Source organism: Variovorax sp. GrIS 2.14 (genome assembly GCF_046115955.1).
Taxonomy (GTDB): domain Bacteria; phylum Pseudomonadota; class Gammaproteobacteria; order Burkholderiales; family Burkholderiaceae_C; genus Variovorax.
On record NZ_JBJXIA010000015.1, the window covers coordinates 15,378 to 34,420 of the forward strand.

Annotated in this window: 17 protein-coding genes; 6 read left to right on the top strand and 11 right to left on the bottom strand. The window is 64.2% G+C overall.

What is annotated here, in order from left to right; translation table 11 throughout:
• Positions 1-141 precede the first annotated feature (141 nt).
• Positions 142-528: an FKBP-type peptidyl-prolyl cis-trans isomerase gene (locus RCH10_RS20830; protein ID WP_409053919.1), complete on the top strand. Its 387-nt coding sequence runs from the start codon at positions 142-144 to the stop codon at positions 526-528.
• Between the two features lie 34 nt (positions 529-562).
• Here the strand turns inward: RCH10_RS20830 and RCH10_RS20835 are convergent, their stop codons facing one another.
• The 9 genes from RCH10_RS20835 to RCH10_RS20875 form a co-directional block, all read right to left on the bottom strand.
• Complete coding sequence (locus RCH10_RS20835) at positions 563-1,174, bottom strand: DUF1349 domain-containing protein (protein WP_409053864.1); 612 nt, start codon at positions 1,172-1,174, stop codon at positions 563-565.
• Positions 1,171-2,010 (bottom strand): amidohydrolase family protein, encoded by an 840-nt coding sequence (locus RCH10_RS20840; RefSeq protein ID WP_409053865.1) that lies wholly within the window; start codon positions 2,008-2,010, stop codon positions 1,171-1,173. Before RCH10_RS20840 ends, RCH10_RS20835 begins: the two co-directional genes overlap by 4 nt.
• Positions 2,007-3,098 (bottom strand): aldo/keto reductase, encoded by a 1,092-nt coding sequence (locus RCH10_RS20845; protein WP_409053866.1) that lies wholly within the window; start codon positions 3,096-3,098, stop codon positions 2,007-2,009. The genes RCH10_RS20840 and RCH10_RS20845 overlap by 4 nt, the downstream gene beginning before the upstream one ends.
• Positions 3,095-3,526, bottom strand: a complete 432-nt coding sequence (locus RCH10_RS20850) for an RbsD/FucU domain-containing protein (protein ID WP_323499559.1) — start codon at positions 3,524-3,526, stop codon at positions 3,095-3,097. The genes RCH10_RS20845 and RCH10_RS20850 overlap by 4 nt, the downstream gene beginning before the upstream one ends.
• A 4-nt stretch (positions 3,527-3,530) precedes the next feature.
• Positions 3,531-4,760, bottom strand: a complete 1,230-nt coding sequence (locus RCH10_RS20855; protein WP_409053867.1) for an ABC transporter permease — start codon at positions 4,758-4,760, stop codon at positions 3,531-3,533.
• The gene (locus RCH10_RS20860; protein ID WP_409053868.1) at positions 4,760-6,310 is read right to left on the bottom strand and encodes a sugar ABC transporter ATP-binding protein; all 1,551 of its coding nucleotides are present in this window, start codon (positions 6,308-6,310) and stop codon (positions 4,760-4,762) included. Before RCH10_RS20860 ends, RCH10_RS20855 begins: the two co-directional genes overlap by 1 nt.
• 7 nt (positions 6,311-6,317) lie before the next feature.
• Positions 6,318-7,277, bottom strand: coding sequence for a substrate-binding domain-containing protein (locus tag RCH10_RS20865; protein ID WP_409053869.1), 960 nt, complete (start codon positions 7,275-7,277; stop codon positions 6,318-6,320).
• A gap of 93 nt (positions 7,278-7,370) precedes the next feature.
• Positions 7,371-8,423 (bottom strand): LacI family DNA-binding transcriptional regulator, encoded by a 1,053-nt coding sequence (locus RCH10_RS20870; protein WP_409053870.1) that lies wholly within the window; start codon positions 8,421-8,423, stop codon positions 7,371-7,373.
• 78 nt (positions 8,424-8,501) lie between these two features.
• Positions 8,502-9,089, bottom strand: coding sequence for a LuxR C-terminal-related transcriptional regulator (locus RCH10_RS20875; RefSeq protein WP_409053871.1), 588 nt, complete (start codon positions 9,087-9,089; stop codon positions 8,502-8,504).
• Positions 9,090-9,229: 140 nt separating this feature from the next.
• On the opposite strand from RCH10_RS20875, the gene RCH10_RS20880 reads away from it, so the two are divergent.
• Together RCH10_RS20880 and RCH10_RS20885 are read left to right on the top strand one after the other, a co-directional pair.
• Positions 9,230-10,069: a CoA transferase subunit A gene (locus RCH10_RS20880; RefSeq protein ID WP_409053872.1), complete on the top strand. Its 840-nt coding sequence runs from the start codon at positions 9,230-9,232 to the stop codon at positions 10,067-10,069.
• A gap of 1 nt (position 10,070) precedes the next feature.
• Positions 10,071-10,709, top strand: coding sequence for a 3-oxoacid CoA-transferase subunit B (locus RCH10_RS20885; RefSeq protein WP_409053873.1), 639 nt, complete (start codon positions 10,071-10,073; stop codon positions 10,707-10,709).
• A 54-nt stretch (positions 10,710-10,763) separates the two neighbouring features.
• Here RCH10_RS20885 and RCH10_RS20890 read toward each other — a convergent pair whose 3' ends face one another.
• Positions 10,764-12,368 carry a glucan biosynthesis protein G gene (locus tag RCH10_RS20890; protein WP_409053874.1) on the bottom strand — a complete coding sequence of 535 codons (1,605 nt, stop codon included), beginning with the start codon at positions 12,366-12,368 and terminating at the stop codon, positions 10,764-10,766.
• A 296-nt stretch (positions 12,369-12,664) separates the two neighbouring features.
• On the opposite strand from RCH10_RS20890, the gene bglX reads away from it, so the two are divergent.
• Positions 12,665-14,992, top strand: coding sequence for a beta-glucosidase BglX (gene bglX, locus RCH10_RS20895; protein WP_409053920.1), 2,328 nt, complete (start codon positions 12,665-12,667; stop codon positions 14,990-14,992).
• A 50-nt stretch (positions 14,993-15,042) separates the two neighbouring features.
• Positions 15,043-16,440 (top strand): CoA transferase, encoded by a 1,398-nt coding sequence (locus tag RCH10_RS20900; RefSeq protein ID WP_409053875.1) that lies wholly within the window; start codon positions 15,043-15,045, stop codon positions 16,438-16,440.
• 68 nt (positions 16,441-16,508) lie between these two features.
• On the opposite strand, the gene RCH10_RS20905 is transcribed toward RCH10_RS20900, so the two are convergent.
• Positions 16,509-17,405, bottom strand: a complete 897-nt coding sequence (locus RCH10_RS20905) for a LysR family transcriptional regulator (RefSeq protein WP_409053876.1) — start codon at positions 17,403-17,405, stop codon at positions 16,509-16,511.
• A gap of 112 nt (positions 17,406-17,517) precedes the next feature.
• Between RCH10_RS20905 and RCH10_RS20910 the strand changes: the two genes are divergently transcribed.
• Positions 17,518-19,041: a CoA-acylating methylmalonate-semialdehyde dehydrogenase gene (locus RCH10_RS20910; protein ID WP_409053877.1), complete on the top strand. Its 1,524-nt coding sequence runs from the start codon at positions 17,518-17,520 to the stop codon at positions 19,039-19,041.
• The last annotated feature ends 2 nt before the right edge of the window (positions 19,042-19,043 follow it).

Here is a 19,043-nt window from a genome sequence, read left to right on the forward strand (position 1 = left end):
CAGCAAGACCGGTGCCACCGTGCGTCGGCGGTGGCGCTGCGGCTTCGCAATAATGGACCTTTTCCATGCGCGGCTTCATGGACCGCTCTCAACCTGCAAGGACTTCCCGTGCGATCTCTTCTCCTCTCTGTTTCCTTCGGCATCTCTGCCCTGTGCCTGTCCACTGCAACCTTCGCGCAAAGCGCCCCCGTCACCACCCCGAGCGGCCTGGTCTACCAATCCCTCAAAGACGGCACCGGCGCCTCGCCGGCCGCGACCGACGTCGTGAAGGTCCACTACAAGGGCACCTTCTCCGACAGCGGCAAGGAATTCGACAGCTCGTACTCGCGCGGCGAGCCGACCGAATTTCCGCTGAACGGCGTGATCCCCTGCTGGACCGAAGGCGTGCAGAAAATGAAGGTCGGCGGCAAGGCCAAGCTGACCTGCCCACCGGCCATCGCCTACGGTTCGCGCGGTGCCGGCGGTGTGATCCCGCCGAATGCGACGCTCAACTTCGAAGTCGAGCTGGTCGCGGTCAAGGGCAAGTAGCCGTCCAGTGCTTCGCCGGTCGGGACGCGCTGGCTCACCTTGGCGCGAAATCGAGAAAAGCGAAGTCGGCCTTGTAGCCGGCCGCTTTCGGGCTGCAGGCGTAGAGCCCGCACTGCACGAACGGCGCCGCTGCGCGTTCACTCAGATGTGCGATTCGAAGTTGCGACCACGCGACTCCGTCTGTAGACGATTCCACGATGCAGTCCGAGCGCTCGGTGCGGATGCGAAACCAGAGCGCGGTCACCTCGTCTCCCACGGGCTGGGTCGACCAGTCGGAATACTGCCTGTTGGTGACGACGGCGCCGAGCCGGCTCGGTCCGTCCGGCTCGAACTCGACCGACGTTTTGAGCCAGCAGGACGGCGACAGTCGCACCATCAACCCGGCCTGGTCGAACTGGTGGCGCGGCGAAAAATGCACCTGCGTGGTCAGCGTGAAGTCGCCGGTCGCGTTCAGGTACAGGAAGTGCCCGTTGTCGACTTCGAAGCCGTAGTGGGTGCGTTGCCAGAAATCGGTACCGGCGTCCGGTTCGATCGACAGGCCGCCGCCTCCGGTGCCGATGCGCCAGTGCGCCGGTTCGGACTGCCAGCGCAACGCGGGATGCAGCGCCAGGCCGGAAAAATTGTCGTGCATGGCAAGGTCTGTCATTCCGACGCTCCGTCGAGATAGATGCGCTGGGCGTTGCCGCCGAAGATCGCGTCGCGCGCCGTGCCGGCCAGGTGCGCCAGCAACGCTTGTGCGCTGGCCATCCATTCGTCGTAGCCGCCCGCAAGGTTCACCACCGGCCAGTCGCTGCCCCACACCAGCCGTTCGGCGCCGAAGCAGTCCAGCAGATGCTCCACCACCGGGCGCAGCCTCTCGAGGGAACGGTCGTCACCGCACTCCGTGACCAGGCCCGACAGCTTGCAGGCGGTGCCCTCGAATTTTGCGACGGCGGCGATGTCGCGCCGCCATTCGTCCAGCAGGCCGGAGCGGAGCGCGGGCTTGGCACCATGGTCGACCACCACGCGAAGCGCTGGATGCCGCCGTGTCAGTTCGGCCAGCCGCGTCAGGTGGCGTGGCAACACCAGCGCGTCGAACACCAGGTCATGTTCCACCATGGCCTCGAACGCCGGCCGCAATGGCTCGCGCAGCAGCCAGCCGTCGTCGGCGATGTCCTGAACCATCGGTCGCAGACCGATGAGCCACGGCGAACCGGCCAGGGTCGCGATGGTCGCGGGCGCCGCGACATCGTCGAACTCACACCAGCCGACGACGCCTTTGACGAACGGTGTCGCTTCGGCTATGCGCAGCAGCACCTGCGTTTCTGCCAGCGTCGGTGACGCCTGCACGAGCACGGTGCCGTCGATGCCGTGCCGCGCCAGCATGGGCCGTAGTTCCTCCGGCGAGAAGTCGCGATAGAGCGTCGGCTGGTCCGGCGACATCCAGGGGTAGTCGGCGGCCTGCGCCACGCGCCAGAAGTGCTGGTGCGCGTCCAGCTTCATGCGAGCGCCGGCGGCGTCGGCGCAGCATCGGGCAACAAGCCCGCGGTGCGCAGGTCGTGCCACAACTGCGCGGGTATCGGCGCTGCCAGCGAGGCGATGTTGCGGCGCACTTCGTCCGGCGTCACGGCGCCCAGCACCAGCGTGGTGACGGCCGGATGTCCGAGTGCGAATTGCAGTGCCGCATCGACCAGGCGCACGCCGTTCGTGTTGCACACCGCGTCAATGGCGGCCACCCGCGCCATCACGGCGGCCGGTGCTGGCTGGTAGTTGTAGCGCGCGCCGGCTACTGCACCAGTGGCCAGGATGCCGGAATTGAAAACTCCGCCGAGCATGACAGCGATGTTTTTTTGCTGCGCCAGCGGCAGGAACGAGGCCAGTGCCGGCTGCTCCAGCAGCGAGTAGCGTCCGGCCAGCAGCATGGTGTCGAAGTCGCCGGCATGGGCGAAGCGCTCGCACATTTCGCTTTCGTTGAGGCCGACGCCGATGGCGCGCACCACGCCTTCATCGCGCAATCGGCTGAGCGCGCGGTATGCCCCGTTCATGGCTTCCGAGAAACGGGCTTCGATCGCGTCGGGGCCGTGCGTCCAGACATCAACGTCGTGAATCAACACGATGTCGAGACGGTCGAGCCCGGTGCGCAGCAGCGACTGCTCGATCGAGCGCAGGGTGCCGTCATAGGAGTAGTCGAGCATGACCCGATGCGGCAATGCGCCGACGAAGCCCGGGCTCGCGACTTCGGCATTGCCGTCGTCGTGAGCCGGGGCGGTTGCACGGCGGGTCGGCATCGGATCGAACCAGCGTCCAACCTTGGTCGACACCACGATGCGGTCGCGCGACCGATGCTGCAGCACCTGCCGGAGCGCTGCACCGGCGCGCAGTTCGGCCAGGCCGTTGCCATAGTGCGGCGCCATGTCGAGCAGGTTGATGCCGCTGTCGAAAGCGGCGACCACGGCCGCGACGCTGGTGGCTTCGTCGAGATGGCTGAACAGGTTGCCGAGGGGCGCCGCGCCAAAGCCCAGCACCGTCACGTCGAGGCCGGTGCGGCCGAGCGGACGCCGTGGCAACGCGGCTGTTACCGGCGCGCTCACAGGACCCCCTTGCGCAGCAGGAAATTGCCATACGGCATGGTGTCTCCGGTGAGGACCACGGCGCATGCGCCGCGGGCCTGCGCGTAGTAGGCGAAGCGCTCGAGGCCCGCCACCTGCGGCACCGGATCGAGCCGGGAGAACACCGTGTCGATGGCTTCGCGCTGGATGTCGGCCAACACCTCGGGACGACCGACCTGTTCCATCCGGTGCACCGGGCTGCCATCGAAAGTGTCGAGCGGCAACACGGAAAGAATGGCGCGCAGCACGGCAATCGTCCCGCAGCCCGGCAGGTGGATCAGCGGTTTGCCGGCGGCAATCGAATAAGCCGGGAAGTTGGCGTCGCAAACGGCGATGAAGTCGCCATGTCCCATGGCCGCCAGTTCGCGCAGCAGCGCGGGCGTCAGGAGTGGATCGATGTTCTTGAGCATGTGCTTAGCCTGGTTTGCGCGTCAGGCCAAAGCGTGACAACGGAGTTTGTTGAAGAAACACGGCAACGATGATGATGATTCCCTTCAGCAGCAATTGCGTGTTGCTGTCGATGTTGTTGAGCATCAGGATGTTGCCCAGAAATCCGAAAATCAGAACGCCCGCGATGGTGCCTGAAATGCGGCCGGCACCGCCCATCAACGTGGTCCCCCCGATCACGACAGCAGCGATCGCATCGAGCTCCCAGCCCAGTCCGGCATCGGACTTGCCTTGTCGAAACTGCGCAGCGAACAGCACACCGACCAGGGCCGACAGCAGGCCCGAAATGGCATAGGTCGCGATCTTGTGGCGGTCGACCCGCAGTCCCGACAGGCGTGCGCATTTTTCGTTGCCGCCGATGGCGTAGAGGTACTTGCCGAAGACGGTGCGGCTCAACACGAAGCCGAAGATCAGCGCGGTGCCCAGAAAAAACAGGGCGGGTACCGGCACGATGCCGAACAACAGGGCGCGCAGCGCCTCGATGTCCGTGGTGGCGTTGGTGCCGCTGTAGATCGCATGCACTGCCGTGTCCTGACCTGAGATCAGGCGCGTTGCACCGGTGATGGCGACCATGCTGGCCAGCGTCACGATAAACGGTTGCATCCTGCCTCGCGTGATGATCCATCCGTTCAGCATCCCCATCGCGCAACCGGCGAGTGGCACCACCAGCAGCACCAGCCCCAACGGCAGCTTGCCGGGCAACTCGACGGCGATGGCGATGGCCAGGCCAAGCCCGGCGACCAGGGCGGCGATGACGGCCAGCACGAGCTTCGGGTCGGAAGCGTCCCGGCCTTCATTCGTTGCAGTCGTCGCTGTCTTCGAGCGGAAAAAACGCACTGCGACCCAGACCAGAAGGCCGGCCACGGGCACGCTCGCTGCGAGGCCGAAACTCGACGCGCCGGTCCAGCCGGCTTGCGTCAGCAGCATCGCCGTCAGGACACTGCCCAGGCTCATGATCGAGCCGACCGAGAGGTCGATGCCACCCGCGATGATCACCAGTGTCATGCCTATCGAGATGATCCCGATGTTCGACACCTGCCGGAACACATCCGACAGATTGGAGCCGCTCATGAAAATGTTGCCCCCGTCCGCGTCATGCGGCGACGCCAGCACGCCGATCGCCAGCAGGACGATCAGGCCCAGGTAGTACTTGGCGCTGGCGAGCAGGCCTTTGATCACGGTGGATTGCATCAACATCAAGAGGTCCCGGCATGGCCGGCGGCAAGCCGTACCAGTGCATTGGCTGAAAAATCGGAGCGTTGCAAAGTGCCCGTGGCGCGGCCGGCGCAAAGCACCACGATGCAGTCGCACAGCAACATGAGTTCGTCGATCTCTGCGCTGGCGATGAGCACGGCGAGCCCGGTGTGCGTAGCGGCGCGGATGAGCGCATAGATCTCGGCTTTGGCCGCGGTGTCGACACCGCGGGTCGGCTCGTCAAGCAACAGCAGACAGGGCTGGCGCAGCAGCCATTTGCCGATGATGAGCTTCTGCTGGTTGCCGCCGCTGAGCGTGCCGCTGGGCTGTTCGATGAACTTGTAGCGCACGTTGAAGGTCGTGGCGTTGGCGATGGCTCGGGCGCGTGCCAGGCCCCTGCGATAGAGCGGGTAGCCCGGCAATTGCCCGAGGTTGGGCAGCAGGAAGTTGGCCTCGAGGTCTTGCTCCAGCAACAGACCGTCGCGCTTTCGATCCTCAGTCACCATGCCGACACCGGCCTCGACGGCTTCACAGGGCTGCCCGAATCGGACGTCCTGTCCTCGGTAATGAATGCGGCCTTCGACGCGGTGCGGCGAGATGCCGAACAGCGCCTCCAGGATCTCGGTCTTGCCCGCGCCCAGCAGGCCCGACAGACCGACGACTTCGCCCGGGCCAACGGTGAAGGAAACACCGTCGACCACGCTGCGCGCCGTCGTGGCCAGGCCCAGATGCTCGACCGTCAGTACCGGCGCGACGGTCGGCCCGGGCAACGCGGGCTCCTTGTCGCCGACTGCCGAGAATTTCTTCCCGATCATCAGTGACACCAGGGCTGAGGGGGATTCGATCTCCAAGGTCGCCCAGGTCCCGATCTTCCGGCCGTCGCGCAATACGCTGATGCGATCCGCCAACAAAAACATTTCGTCCAGCCGGTGCGTGATCAGCACGATCCCGATGCCTTGCGCGCGCAGTCGTCGGCACAGCGCATAGAGCGCCTGGGTCTCGGTGTCTGACAAGGCCGACGTCGGCTCGTCCATGATCAGCACCGTCGCGTCGGCGATCAGTGCCTTGGCAATCTCCACCAGTTGTTTCTCGCCCATGCGCAGACCACCCACCGGTGCTTGCGGGTCGGCGGGGAAGCCCAGCGAGCGCAGCACGGCGGTGGCCCGGGACCGCATGCGCCGGCGGTCGGGCACGCGCCAGCGCGTCAGCAGTTCCTTGCCTAGGAAGACGTTTTCGACAGCGCTGAGCGAGTCGATGAGATTCAACTCCTGATGGATCGTGGCAATGCCTGCGGCTTGCGCGGCGGCCACCCCAAAGAGCTGCTTCGGCTCGCCGACCAGGGTCAGTTCACCCTGGTCGGGTTGATGAATGCCGGCCAGGATTTTCATCAGCGTCGACTTGCCGGCACCGTTTTCACCGGCGATGGCGTGGATCTCGCCGGGCTCCAGATCGAAGTCGACACTGGCCAGTGCCTGGGTGCCACCGAACGACAGACTGATGCCGGTCATGCGAACCAGGCAGGCCCGGGTGGTTGTCAGCTCGGTTTCGGCCATGCGCGGATCAGTGCGAGGCGATGAAGGCTTTGGCGTTGTCCTTGAACACGCCTTCGGTGTCGAGAATCACGCTGGGGGGAATCTTCTCGCCCTTCAGCATCTTGAGTGCCTGCCGGATCCCTTCTGCGCCGGGCGTGGGATAGAGAAAGGTCGCAGCCAACTCGCCGTTGAGAACCCAGGTCGCACCCTCTTGCGGCAGCGCGTCGGCGCCGATGAACTTGATCTGCTTTTCGCGGCCCAGATCCTTGGCGGCCAGGTAGGCGCCGTACGCCATCGGATCGTTCTGCGCATAGACCACGTCGATTTTCGGGAAGCGGCGCAGCATGGTTTTCATGTACTCATAGGCCTTGTCCTGCTTCCAGTCGATGTCGACCCGCTCGTTGAGCAGCGTGATGCCTTTTTCCTTGCCGACCGATTCGAAGACGCCGTTGTGCCGGTCGTGCGCAGCCTGAACGCCCTGATTGCCCCAGATCTCGATCAGGTTGCCGCGCGCTTTGCCCGGGCCGCCGAGGGCATCGACGATGTACTTGCCCGCTGCGCGGCCGATGGCCACGTTGTCGCCACCGATGTACTGCGTGAAGGCCTTGGCGTCGACGTTGCGGTCGAGCACGAACACCGGGATGCCGGCTTTGGTGGCCTTTTCGACTACGCCGGTGAGTCCGGCGGATTCTTTCGGCGAGATGAAGATCACGTCCATCTTCTGCGTGATGAAGTTGTCCATGTCGGCGACCTGCTTGTCGGTCCGGTCGCCGGCGTCCGCGATGATCAGTTCGACCTCAGGATGTTTGGCGGCCTCGGCCCGCATGTCCTTGTTGAATTGGACGCGCCAGGGTTCGAGCGTGGTCACCTGGGAAAAGCCGAAGCGGTATTTTTTACCCGGTGTCTGCGCGTTGCTGGACGGCACGCCCAGCGCCAGTGCCGCGAAGGCCAGTGCGCCGTTCACAAGAAGTCTTCTGGAATATTTCATGGGTTGTCTCCGGTCTGTTGGTCAGATCTGTCTATAAATATAAAACGTTTCAATTTCTATTTCGGCATAGATAGTGTTCCTTGTGTGCAGGGATCAAGAAGTGCGTTTCTTCCGGACCGGGCGGGCTGCTGTGGTCTCGCGTGGCAACAGCTCCGCCTTGAAGCGCAAGTGCGAGAACGGCTGGGTTTGATGGCCCCGAAGTCCGGCGAGCATGAGTTGCCAAATGGCGTGACCGATGGCTTCGACGGGTTGCCGAATGGAACTGATGCGGGGCTTCAGCACCGACATCCAGGGTGCGTCGTCGAAGCTCAACAGAGACAGGTCGGAGGGCAATTGCAGGTTTGCGTCGCCAATGGCCCGCAGGGCTGCGAGCGTCAGCACATTGCCGGCGGTGAAGAGGGCGGTCGGCCGCTCGGGCTTCATCAGCATGTCGAGCATCACCGGATGGGCCTGGGCTGCATTCATGCCGCACATGACGATCTGGATGTGGTCGGCCAGATCGGCCTCCTGCATCGCCTTGATGTAGCCGTCGGCCCGGTCCCGGCTGTTCACCAGGTCGAGCGTGTTCACCGCGAAAGCAATGCGCCGGTGGCCGAGTGACAGCAGGTATTGCGTGCCCATGTGTGCCGCATGCAGGCTGTCGGTGGTGACCGTGTTGACCGGAAAGCTGTCGTTCACGCGGTCGGCCATGACCACCGGGACGTTGCACTGCTGCAGCTCTTCGAGGGCATGGTCGTAGCCCTGGCAAGGGATCAGGATCATGCCGGCGACCTGGCGCGACAAGACGAAGCGGATGCGGTCCATTTCGATTTTCGGATCTTCGTCGGCATGCGCCAGCACCAGGAAGTAGCCGTTGGTCGAAGCGAACTTTTCAAGCGCGTGCACGAGCTCGAGGAAAAAAGAATTGAGCAGGTCGGGAATCACCAGCCCGATCGACGTCGAGCGGTTGCGCCGCAAATCGGCCGCAATGCCGTTCGGCCGGTAGCCCAGGGTTTTGGCCGCAGCACGGACGCTCTCGCTGCGTCGCAACGAGACGCCAGCTTTTCCGGCAAGCACCTTGGATGCGGTGCCGACCGATACGCCCGCCGCGTTGGCAACCTCGCGCAGGGTCACGCTGGAAAGGGAGGGTGCGTTGTCTGTGTCCATTAAATATAACGTTTCAATAATTGTGCGTGAAGGCTTTGCTGCTTACAAGGGCCGCCGCTACTGGTTTTCCCCGAGCGCTCAGGTGGTGATGAGCTTTTGCACCAGTTCCGCCGTGGTCGACGCGCTGTACTTTCGCATCAGCCGCGCCCGGTGCAACTCGACCGTGCGATGACTGATGCCGAGCGCCTTGCCGATCTGCTTGGAGGTCAGCCCCTGCATGACATGCGCTGCGACTTCACGCTCGCGAGGCGTGAGTTCGGCCGTCACGGAGCGTCGCGAGCCGAGGTCTTCAAAAGTCCAGATGCCGGACTCGTGCGGCGCCGTGCGGTTGAGCGCACGGCCCGTTACGTGGCACCAGAAGGTTTCGCCTCGCAGGGCGCCGTAACGGCCGTCCAGCCGCTTCATCATGCGGTTGTCGGCGTAGCGCCCGCTCGCATTGAGGATCGGCTCCATGCGCTTGCCGATGCGTTCGAACTCCGCCACGCTCGGATACAGAACGCGGAAAGACTGGCCTACCAGCGCCTCGCGCGGTGCGCCGAACATTTCGCAAAGCCGTGCGTTGCAGTCGACCATGGTGCGGTCGCGCGAGAGCACCATGCCGACGGGTGCATGCTCGAATGCCAGCCGGTAGTCGATGCCGGCGGGGGCGGGGTAGGGTGTCGCCATTACGAATTACTACGTATAAGGCCACGTAGTATCGTTCCGGGCAGCGCAGTCCCGAAGATCATTCCGGGTACCGCTTTCCTTTCGTTTTCCCTTTCGTTTTTTCCCCTTTCGTTTTATTCACCGAGCAAGGATCACAGGCCATGGCGAACAAAATCTATCCGTCCGCCGACGCGGCACTCAAAGGCGTCGTTGCCGACGGGCAAACGCTGGCGGTCGGCGGCTTCGGCCTTTGCGGCATACCGGAGGCGCTGATCGATGCACTGCACGATTCCGGCGTCAAGAACCTCACCTGCATTTCGAACAACGCGGGCGTCGATGGCTTCGGCCTCGGCAAGCTGCTGGGCACGCGGCAGATCAAGAAAATGGTCGCGTCGTACGTCGGCGAGAACAAGGAGTTCGAACGGCAATACCTGGCCGGCGAACTCGAACTCGAATTCACGCCCCAAGGCACGCTGGCCGAAAAGCTGCGCGCCGGCGGCGCCGGCATTCCGGCCTTCTTCACCAAGACCGGTGTCGGTACGCTGGTGGCCGAAGGCAAGGAACTGCGCGAGTTCATCACCGACGGAGTAAGCGAGACCTACGTGATGGAGCATTCGCTGGTGCCCGATGTGGCGTTGGTCAAGGCGCACATCGCCGATACCTCCGGCAACCTGCGCTTTCGGCTGACGGCACGCAACTTCAACCCCGCCGTGGCCATGGCCGGAAAGATCTGCATCGTCGAGGTCGAGAAGATCGTCGAACTCGGGGAACTCGCACCTGACGACATCCATCTGCCGGGCATCTACGTGCACCGCATCGTGCTGAACGCGACGCCTGAAAAGCGCATCGAAAAGCGCACCGTGACCGCCGCTGCGCCGGCCGACGTGGCGGCTGCCAAGGAAGAAGCCAAGGCCGTGATCGCACACGCTGCCGCCGTTGGCGCCGAGATGCCTGTTCCCGTCGTGCCCGCCGGCACCAGCAACAAGAAAGAAGGAGCCTGACATGCCCTGGACGCAAGACCAAATGGCCGCCCGTGCGGCGCAAGAGCTCGAAGACGGCTTCTACGTGAACCTGGGCATCGGCATTCCGACGCTGGTCGCCAACTTCGTCGGTGACAAGGAAGTCTGGCTGCAGAGCGAAAACGGCATGCTGGGCATCGGCGCGTTCCCGACCGAAGACATGGTCGACGCAGACCTCATCAACGCCGGCAAGCAGACCGTGACCACGCTGCCGGGCAGCGCCATCTTCGGCAGCCACGACAGCTTTGCGATGATCCGCGGCGGCAAGATCAACCTGAGCATCCTGGGTGCCATGCAGGTGAGCGCCAAGGGCGACCTCGCCAACTGGATGATCCCCGGCAAGATGGTCAAGGGCATGGGCGGCGCGATGGACCTGGTGGCCGGCGTCAAGCGCGTGATCGTGCTGATGGAGCACGTCGCCAAGAAGAAGGACGGCACCGAAGACCTGAAAATTCTTGAAGCGTGCACGCTGCCATTGACCGGCGTGGGCGTGGTCGATCGCATCATCACCGACATGGCCGTGCTCGATGTGACGCCTGAAGGCCTCAAGCTCGTCGAGCTGGCCGACTGTGTGACCTTCGATGCGCTTCAGGCCAAGACAGGCGTGAAGCTGATCAAATAAGCAAGCGACATTGCAAGGCACCCAAGGAGCCCGCCGCCCTGCGCATGCGAATGCTCAGGGCGTTGTCTTTGGTGCTGTCGTTGCTGGATCGGGCGCGGTCGGCGGCACGGCAGGCGCAGTCGGTGCGGGCGCAGCAGCCGCCACCGGTGCCGCATTCGGCGGTATCTGGTAGCTCCAGGTTTCGCTGATCGCCTTGTCGCCCTGCAGCAGCGCCGCGCGCATCTCCACCGGCTGTACGGGGTTCTTCACCTTCACCCGCAATGTGAGCCGCCAACCGTTGATCGCCGTGTTGCGCTGAAGCACGTTCTCCAGCAGCTCCGCGTTGTCACCGACACTGACCTGCGCCGTGACCACGGCATCGGCAGGCAGCTGCGACAGCCGCGGCCCTTCGAAGTCGATCAGCAACGCCGTGCTGCCATCGAGCTTCCGGATCAGGTTGGGCTGCATCAACTCGCCGGCCGTGTTGAATGTCTGCCGTACCCAGGCGTTGTCCTGGCCGTGCAGGGCAGCTTCGTCGGTGGTCCAGTGCATGCGGTAGGCGTACTGAATCGCATGACCTTTCTTCGGTTGCACGTCGGGCGTCCAGAAAGCGACGATGTTGTCGTTGGTCTCGTCCGGCGTCGGGATCTCGACCAGCTCGACCTTGCCCTTGCCCCACTTGCCCTGCGGCTCGATCCACGCGCTCGGGCGCAGGTCGTAGCGGTCTTTCAGATCTTCGAAGCGCGAGAACTCGCGGCCACGCTGCAGCAGGCCGAAGCCCAGCGGGTTCTCGACCTGGAAGGTGCTGATCGACAGATTGCGCGGGTTGTTGAGCGGCCGCCATAGCCATTCACCGCTGCCGGTGTGTATGGCCAGTCCGTTCGAATCGTGGATGGCCGGGCGAAAATTGCGCTTCTCGCTCTGCTGGTTCGGGCCATACAGGAACATGCTGGTCAACGGCGCGATGCCGAGCGTGTTGACGTCGCCGCGCATGAAAAGGTTGGCCTGCACGTCGAGCACCGCGTCTTTGCCGGGCGTCAGAATGAACTGGTAGGCGCCGGTCGCACGGGGCGAATCGAGCAGCGCATAGATGACCAGTTGCTTGTCTTGTGGATTGGGCCGCTGGATCCAGAACTCGCGAAAGTTGGGAAACTCTTCAGGCGCGGGCAACGCGGTATCGATCGCCAGTCCGCGGCTCGACAGCCCATAGACCTGGCCCTTGCCGATCACCCTGAAATAGCTGGCGCCGAGAAAGCTCATGATCTCGTCGTCTTTGCCGTCCTGGTTGATCGGGTACATCACCCTGAAGCCGGCATAGCCGAGCTTGCTGGTGGCGTCCTTGTCGAACTTGAGGTCGCCGAAGTCGAAGCGGCTGGCGTCGTACTTGATCTCCTGCACTTCGCTGCCGACGATCTCGCTGATCTTGACCGGTGCGTTGAACTGCATGCCCTGGTGATAGAAGCTCAGCTTGAAGGGCGTGCCCTTGTCGCGCCACTCGAACTTGTCGATCAGCGGCTGCATCTTCTGGTAGTCGGCGAACTGCATGTTGCTGAACACCGGCGGCAGGTTGCTGACCGGTGCGACATACGGCTTGTCCATCAGGTCGCGCGCCCTGGCCGTCACGTCGTCCAGCGAAAACGCTTGTGCTTGGCCGGCGATCAGAACGCTCGACAAAGCCATCAGGCAAGACAGTACTAAGGGAACAGAAACGAAGCGGGCAAAAGGCTTTGCTCTTCGGAGTGCGGCAGTGGGCAACATCGGATAGATCCAGAAGGCGCGATGGAGGAGGCGCGATGGCGTAGGGCAGGGTCGCGTGGGGTTGCGAGCGTCTCGCAAATTCGAGGCCAGCCATCGGTGAATGCGGGTGACTGCTGGCGGTGCAAGTGTTTAGCTTAGCATCGCCAGATTGCCCCAAGAGACGCACCGGCACTGCGAGACAAGTCTTGAAGCAGCTGCCGATCACAGAAGGTTATTCGATGAAGTTGTCGTTCAAGTTGTCCCCGAGTTTTTCGTTGTCGATGGCCCTGCTGGCCGGCCTCGCCAGTGCGCCGGCTTTTACCCAGACAGCGCCCGTCACGGTGTCTGCGGTCGCCATGTCGGACAAGAGCGCCTTCATCGCCGACCTCGTCGGAAAGATGACGCTCGATGAAAAGGTCGGGCAATTGCGCCTGATCAGCATCGGCCCGGAAATGCCGATCGCGCAGCTGGCCGACGAGATCGCTGCCGGCCGGGTCGGCGGCACCTTCAACTCGGTCAACCGCCCGCACAACCGCCAGCTGCAAGACGCAGCGACCCAGCGCAGCCGGATGAAGATCCCGATGTTCTTCGCGTTCGACGTGATCCACGGCCACCGCACCACGTTCCCCATCGGGCTCGGGCTGGCGTCGAGTTGGGACATGGACGTGGTGACGTCGATGGCGCGTACGGCAGCCAAAGAAGCGAGCGCCGATGCGGCCGACATGACCTTCGCGCCGATGGTCGATATCTCTCGCGACCCGCGCTGGGGCCGCACGTCCGAAGGCTTTGGCGAAGACCCGTACCTCGTCTCGGAGATCGCCAAGACCGTGGTCCGGGGCTTCCAGGGCAAGCTGCCGATCGGCCCCAACAACGTGATGGCCGCGGTCAAGCATTTCGCGCTGTACGGTGCGGTCGAGGGCGGACGCGACTACAACACGGTCGACATGAGCCCGATGCGCATGTACCAGGACTACCTGCCGCCATATCGCGCGGCCATCGATGCGGGGGCGGGCGGCGTGATGGTGGCGCTCAACTCCATCAACGGCGTGCCGGCGACATCGAACACATGGCTCATGCAGGACCTGCTGCGCAAGGACTGGGGCTTCAAGGGCGTCGCGGTGAGTGACCACGGCGCCATCGTCGAGCTGACCCGCCACGGCGTCGCCAAGGACGAGCGTGAGGCCGCCAAGCTCGCCATCAAGACCGGCATCGACATGAGCATGGCCGACTCGGTCTACCTGAAGGAACTGCCGGGCCTGGTGAAGTCGGGCGAAGTCAGCATGACGGAGATCGACAACGCTGTGCGCGAAGTGCTGGGCGCCAAGTACGACATGGGCCTCTTTCAGAACCCTTATGTGCGCATCGGCGTGGCAGCGGACGATCCGCCGGACCTCAAAGCCGACAGCCGCCTGAGTCGGCCCGCGGCGCGCGATGCCGCGCGCAAATCCGTGGTGCTGCTGGAGAACCGCCACAACACCTTGCCGCTTTCGAAGACCGCCAAGGTCGCGTTGGTCGGTCCGCTGGCAGATGCACCGATCGACATGCTGGGCAGCTGGTCTGCGGCCGGCGATTACAAGGCTTCCGTGACATTGCGAACCGGGCTTGCCAATGCGATCGGCAAGAACCTGATCTATGCACGCGGCGCCAACCTCACCAATGACGAAGAGATCGTCAAGTACCTCAACTACCTCAACTGGGATTCGCCCGAAGTGACGCAGGACAAGCGTGCGCCTGCCGCAATGATCGCCGAGGCCGTGAAGGCGGCGCGCCGGGCCGACGTGGTGGTGGTGGCGGTGGGCGAGTCGCGCGGCATGTCGCACGAATCATCGAGCCGCACGAGCCTGGATCTCCCGCAGAGCCAGCGTGCCCTGATCACCGCGATGAAGGCGACCGGCAAGCCGATCGTGCTGGTGCTGATGAACGGCCGACCTCTCGCGCTGCAACGCGAGCAGAAAGAGGCCGATGCCATTCTGGAAACCTGGTACACCGGCATCGAAGGCGGCAATGCCATTGCCGACGTGCTGTTCGGCGACTACAACCCGGGCGGCAAGCTGCCCATCAGCTTTCCGCGCTCGGTCGGCCAGATCCCGATCTACTACAACCATCCGCGCCTCGGCCGCCCGTTCACGCCGGGCAAGCCGGGTAACTACACCTCGCAGTATTTCGAGGAACCCAACGGCGCGCTCTATCCCTTCGGCTACGGCATCAGCTACACCGACTTCAGCGTGTCCGATGTGACGTTGTCGAGCGCGACGATGGCGCGCGGCGCCAAGGTGGAAGCAAGCGTGACGGTGAAGAACACGGGCCAGCGCGCAGGTGAAACCGTTGTGCAGCTGTACATCCGCGATGTCGCTGCATCCGTCGTGCGGCCCGTGAAGGAACTCAAGGACTTTCGCAAGATCATGCTGAAGCCGGGCGAAGAGAAGGCCGTCCGCTTCACTGTGGACGAAGAAAAACTCAAGTTCTTCAACGCCCAGCTGCAGCGTGTGGCAGAACCGGGTACGTTCACGGTTCAGATCGGCCTCGACTCGGAAGCTGTGAAGGAAAAGAACTTCGATCTGCAGTAGGGCGAGAGCAGACGCAGACGCAGGTCGCGGAACGCAACAGGAGATCGCACGTGAACGTTCCTGACATCCTCGGCAAACTTTGGGCCGACGCCGGGCTGCCCGCCGAGGCGCTTGGCTGCGCGCATCTCGCAGGCACCGATCCCGTATTCCCTTCGTCGTTCGCGGTCGGTGCCGCAGCACAAAGCACCATCGCCGCTGCGGCTCTCGCGGCCTGCGAACTCGGCCACTTGCGCGGCGCGCCGCGCCAGGAGGTAGTGGTCGACATGACTCACGCCGCGGTGGAATGCACCGGCTGGTTCAGCGTCGACGATGTATCGCCCGACCCATGGGACGCGTTCTCCGGCTTGTACCGTTGTGCCGACGGGTACGTACGCGTCCACGCAAACTTCGCGCACCATCGCGACGGCGCGCTGGCGCTTCTCGGCCTGGATCCGTCGACGGCGCAGCGCGCCGATGCCGAACAGGCGCTGCGTGACTGGCGCGCACTCGATTTCGAACAAGCCGCGGCGAAACGCGGCCTGGTCGTCGCGGCGCTGCGCAGCTTCGACGAATGGGATGCCACGCCGCAAGCACAAGCGGTGGCAGGGCAGCCGCTTTTCACCATCGAGCGCATCGGTGACGGCGCCGCATCCGACGCCACACCGCCGATGGCATTGCCGCCGTTGCGCGAGGGCCAACGACCGCTCGGCGGCGTGCGCGTGCTCGACCTCACACGCGTGCTGGCCGGGCCGGTTGGCGGCAAGGCGCTGGCGGCCTACGGTGCGCAGGTGATGCTGGTCAATTCGCCGACCCTGCCCAACATCTCGGCCATCGCCGACACCAGCCGGGGCAAGCTGTCGGTGCATGCGGATCTGCGCACCGATGCGGGCCGCGCCGCCTTAGAGCGTGTCATCGGCGGGGCGCATGTCTTCGTGCAGGGCTACCGTTCGGGCGGCCTTGCCGCGCTGGGTTTCGGGGCGGCCGATCTCGCCGACCGGCGACCCGGCATCGTCTGCGTCTCCTTGTCGGCTTACGGTACGCAAGGTCCGTGGGCCGGGCGCCGTGGTTTCGATTCGCTGCTGCAGACCGCCATGGGCTTCAACCATGCCGAGGGCGAGGCGGCCGGCGACGGCATGCCACGCCCGATGCCGATGCAGATCCTCGACGAAGCCACCGGCTACCTCATCGCTTTTGGTGCGGCGGCCGCGCTCTGGCGCCAGCAGCGCGAAGGCGGCAGCTGGCATGTGCAGGTGTCGCTTGCGCAGACCGCGCAGTGGCTGCGCTCGCTCGGCCGTGTCGCCGGCGGGCTGTCGGCACCGCGGCCGGAACTGGCACCGTTTCTGGAGACGTCGGAGTCGGGCTTCGGCCTGCTCCGTGCAGTACGGCACAGCGCGCAGCTGTCGCGCACGCCTGCCGTGTGGCGCATGCCTTCGATGCCGCCGGGGAGCCATCCAGTACGCTGGATCTGAGCGCCAGGGCCGGCGCCCAGGGTCGGCTCGCCGCGCGCTCGATCGGACTTGTGCGGGGCGCACTCGGCTCACTCCGGCAGCAGCACGTCCTTTTGCATGTCGGCGGTCTGCCGCAAGAAATCCCAAACGGCCCGCATCCGCGCCAGGTGCTTGGTCTCGGCCGGCATCGACATCCAGAAGCTGCGCGTGAACTGCGCTTGCGGCTGATCGGGCAGCACGCGGCGCAACGATTTGTCGCGGCCCGCAATAAAAGCGGGCAACACCGCGATGCCGGCGCCGGCTGAGGTGGCTTCGTACTGCGCCAGCACGCTGGTGCTGCGCAGCGCGAAGGCATCGGGTTTGTACAACTCGTCCAGGTACTGCAACTCCTTGCTGAACAGCAGGTCGTCGACATAGCTGATGAAGGTGTGGCCGCGCAGGTCTTCGCGGGCCTTGATGGGCTGGTGTTTCGCCAAGTACTTCTTCGATGCGTAGAGCCGCAGCGTGTAGTCGGTGAGCTTGGTCACGAGCACCGGCCCACGGGCCGGACGTTCGAGCGAGATCACGATGTCCGCCTCGCGGCGCGACAGGTGCACCAGTCGCGGCATGGCAAGCAGGTCGATCAGCAACTTGGGGTGTCGGCCCGCGAAGAGCGCGAGCTGCGGCGCCAGCACGATGGTGCCGAAGCCTTCGGTCGCGCCGATCCGCACCACGCCCGACAGGCCCTCGTGCGAAGTGGGTGCGGCGCTCTCTACGGCCCGAAACGCACCTTCCATCGCCTCGACTTGCGGCTGCAACCGTCGACCTGCCTCAGTCAGCCGATGCCCATCGGCCTCCCGCGAGAAGAGCGGCGAGCCGACCTGCTTTTCAAGCGCCTGGATGCGGCGCGCGACGGTCGTGTGATCGACCTCCAGCCGGCGCGCGGCGCTCTGCAAGGTGCCCGAGCGCGCGAGTTCCAAGAAATACCGCAGGTTGTCCCAATCCATCTCTGCAATTATGCAGAGGTCGGGTGCGAATTTGTCTATTGCTATCGCAAATCTGCAAAGCTAGGATGACGGGCTGCGCAGGCACTGCGACAACCTATCAGGAGACAAATTCATGGACGCCAAAGTCACACCCGCCACCACGGTCGCCACCGTCAAGCTGCTCATCGGCGGCAAGTTCATCGAGTCGAAAACCACTGAGTGGCGCAACGTCGTGAACCCGGCCACGCAAGAGGTGCTGGCCAAGGTACCGTTCGCGACGCCGGCCGAAGTCGATGCCGCGGTCGCCTCCGCCAAGGACGCCTTCAAGACCTGGAAAAAGACCCCGATCGGCGCCCGCGCCCGCATCTTCCTGAAGTACCAGCAGCTCATCCGCGAGAACATGGCCGAGCTCGCCGCCATCCTTACGGCCGAACAGGGCAAGACCTTGCCCGATGCCGAAGGCGACGTGTTCCGCGGCCTCGAAGTGGTCGAGCACGCATCCGCCATCGGCAACCTGCAGCTGGGAGAAATGGCCAACAACGTGGCCAATGGCGTCGACACCTACACGCTGCTGCAGCCGCTTGGCGTGTGTGCCGGCATCACGCCTTTCAACTTCCCCGCGATGATCCCTTTGTGGATGTTCCCGATGGCGATCGTCACCGGCAACACCTTCGTGCTGAAGCCGTCCGAACAAGACCCGATGGTGACCATGCGCCTGTGCGAATTGGCGCTGCAGGCCGGTATTCCGCCGGGCGTGCTGAACGTCATCCACGGCGGCGAAGCCGTGGTCAACGCGATCTGCGATCACAAAGACATCAAGGCCATCAGCTTCGTCGGCTCGACCAAGGTCGGCACGCACGTTTACAACCGCGCCATCGCCACCGGCAAGCGCGCGCAATGCATGATGGGCGCGAAGAACCACGCCATCGTGATGCCCGACGCCAACAAGGATCAGACGCTCAACGCACTGGCCGGTGCCGGCTTCGGTGCTGCCGGCCAGCGCTGCATGGCGGTGTCGGTCGCGGTCCTGGTGGGTGATGCGCAGAAGTGGGTGCCCGACCTGATCGCAAAAGCCAACTCGCTGAAGATGGGTGGCGGCACGGAGAAGGGCGTCGACATCGGCCCGTTGATCTCCTGTGCTGCGCACGACCGCGTCAACTACCTGATCGAACGTGGCATTGCCGACGGCGCCACGCTGGCGCTCGACGGCCGCAATCCGAAAGTGCCTGGCTACGAAAAGGGCAACTTCATCGGCCCGACTGTGTTCGCCGATGTGAAGCCCGGCATGGTGATCTATGAGCAGGAAGTCTTCGGCCCGGTTTTGTGTACGGTGAATGCCGCGAGCCTGGACGAGGCCATCGAACTGATCAACGCCAACCCGAACGGCAACGGCACCGCCATCTTCACCCAGTCGGGTGCGGCCGCGCGCAAGTTCCAGGAAGACATCGATGTCGGCCAGGTCGGCATCAACGTGCCGATTCCGGTGCCGGTGCCGATGTTCTCGTTCACCGGTTCCCGCGCTTCGAAGCTGGGTGACCTGGGCCCCTACGGCAAGCAGGTCATCATGTTCTACACGCAGACCAAGACGATTACTTCGCGCTGGTTCGACGACAGCACGGTGAGCCAGGGCGTCAACACCACGATCAGTCTCAAGTAACT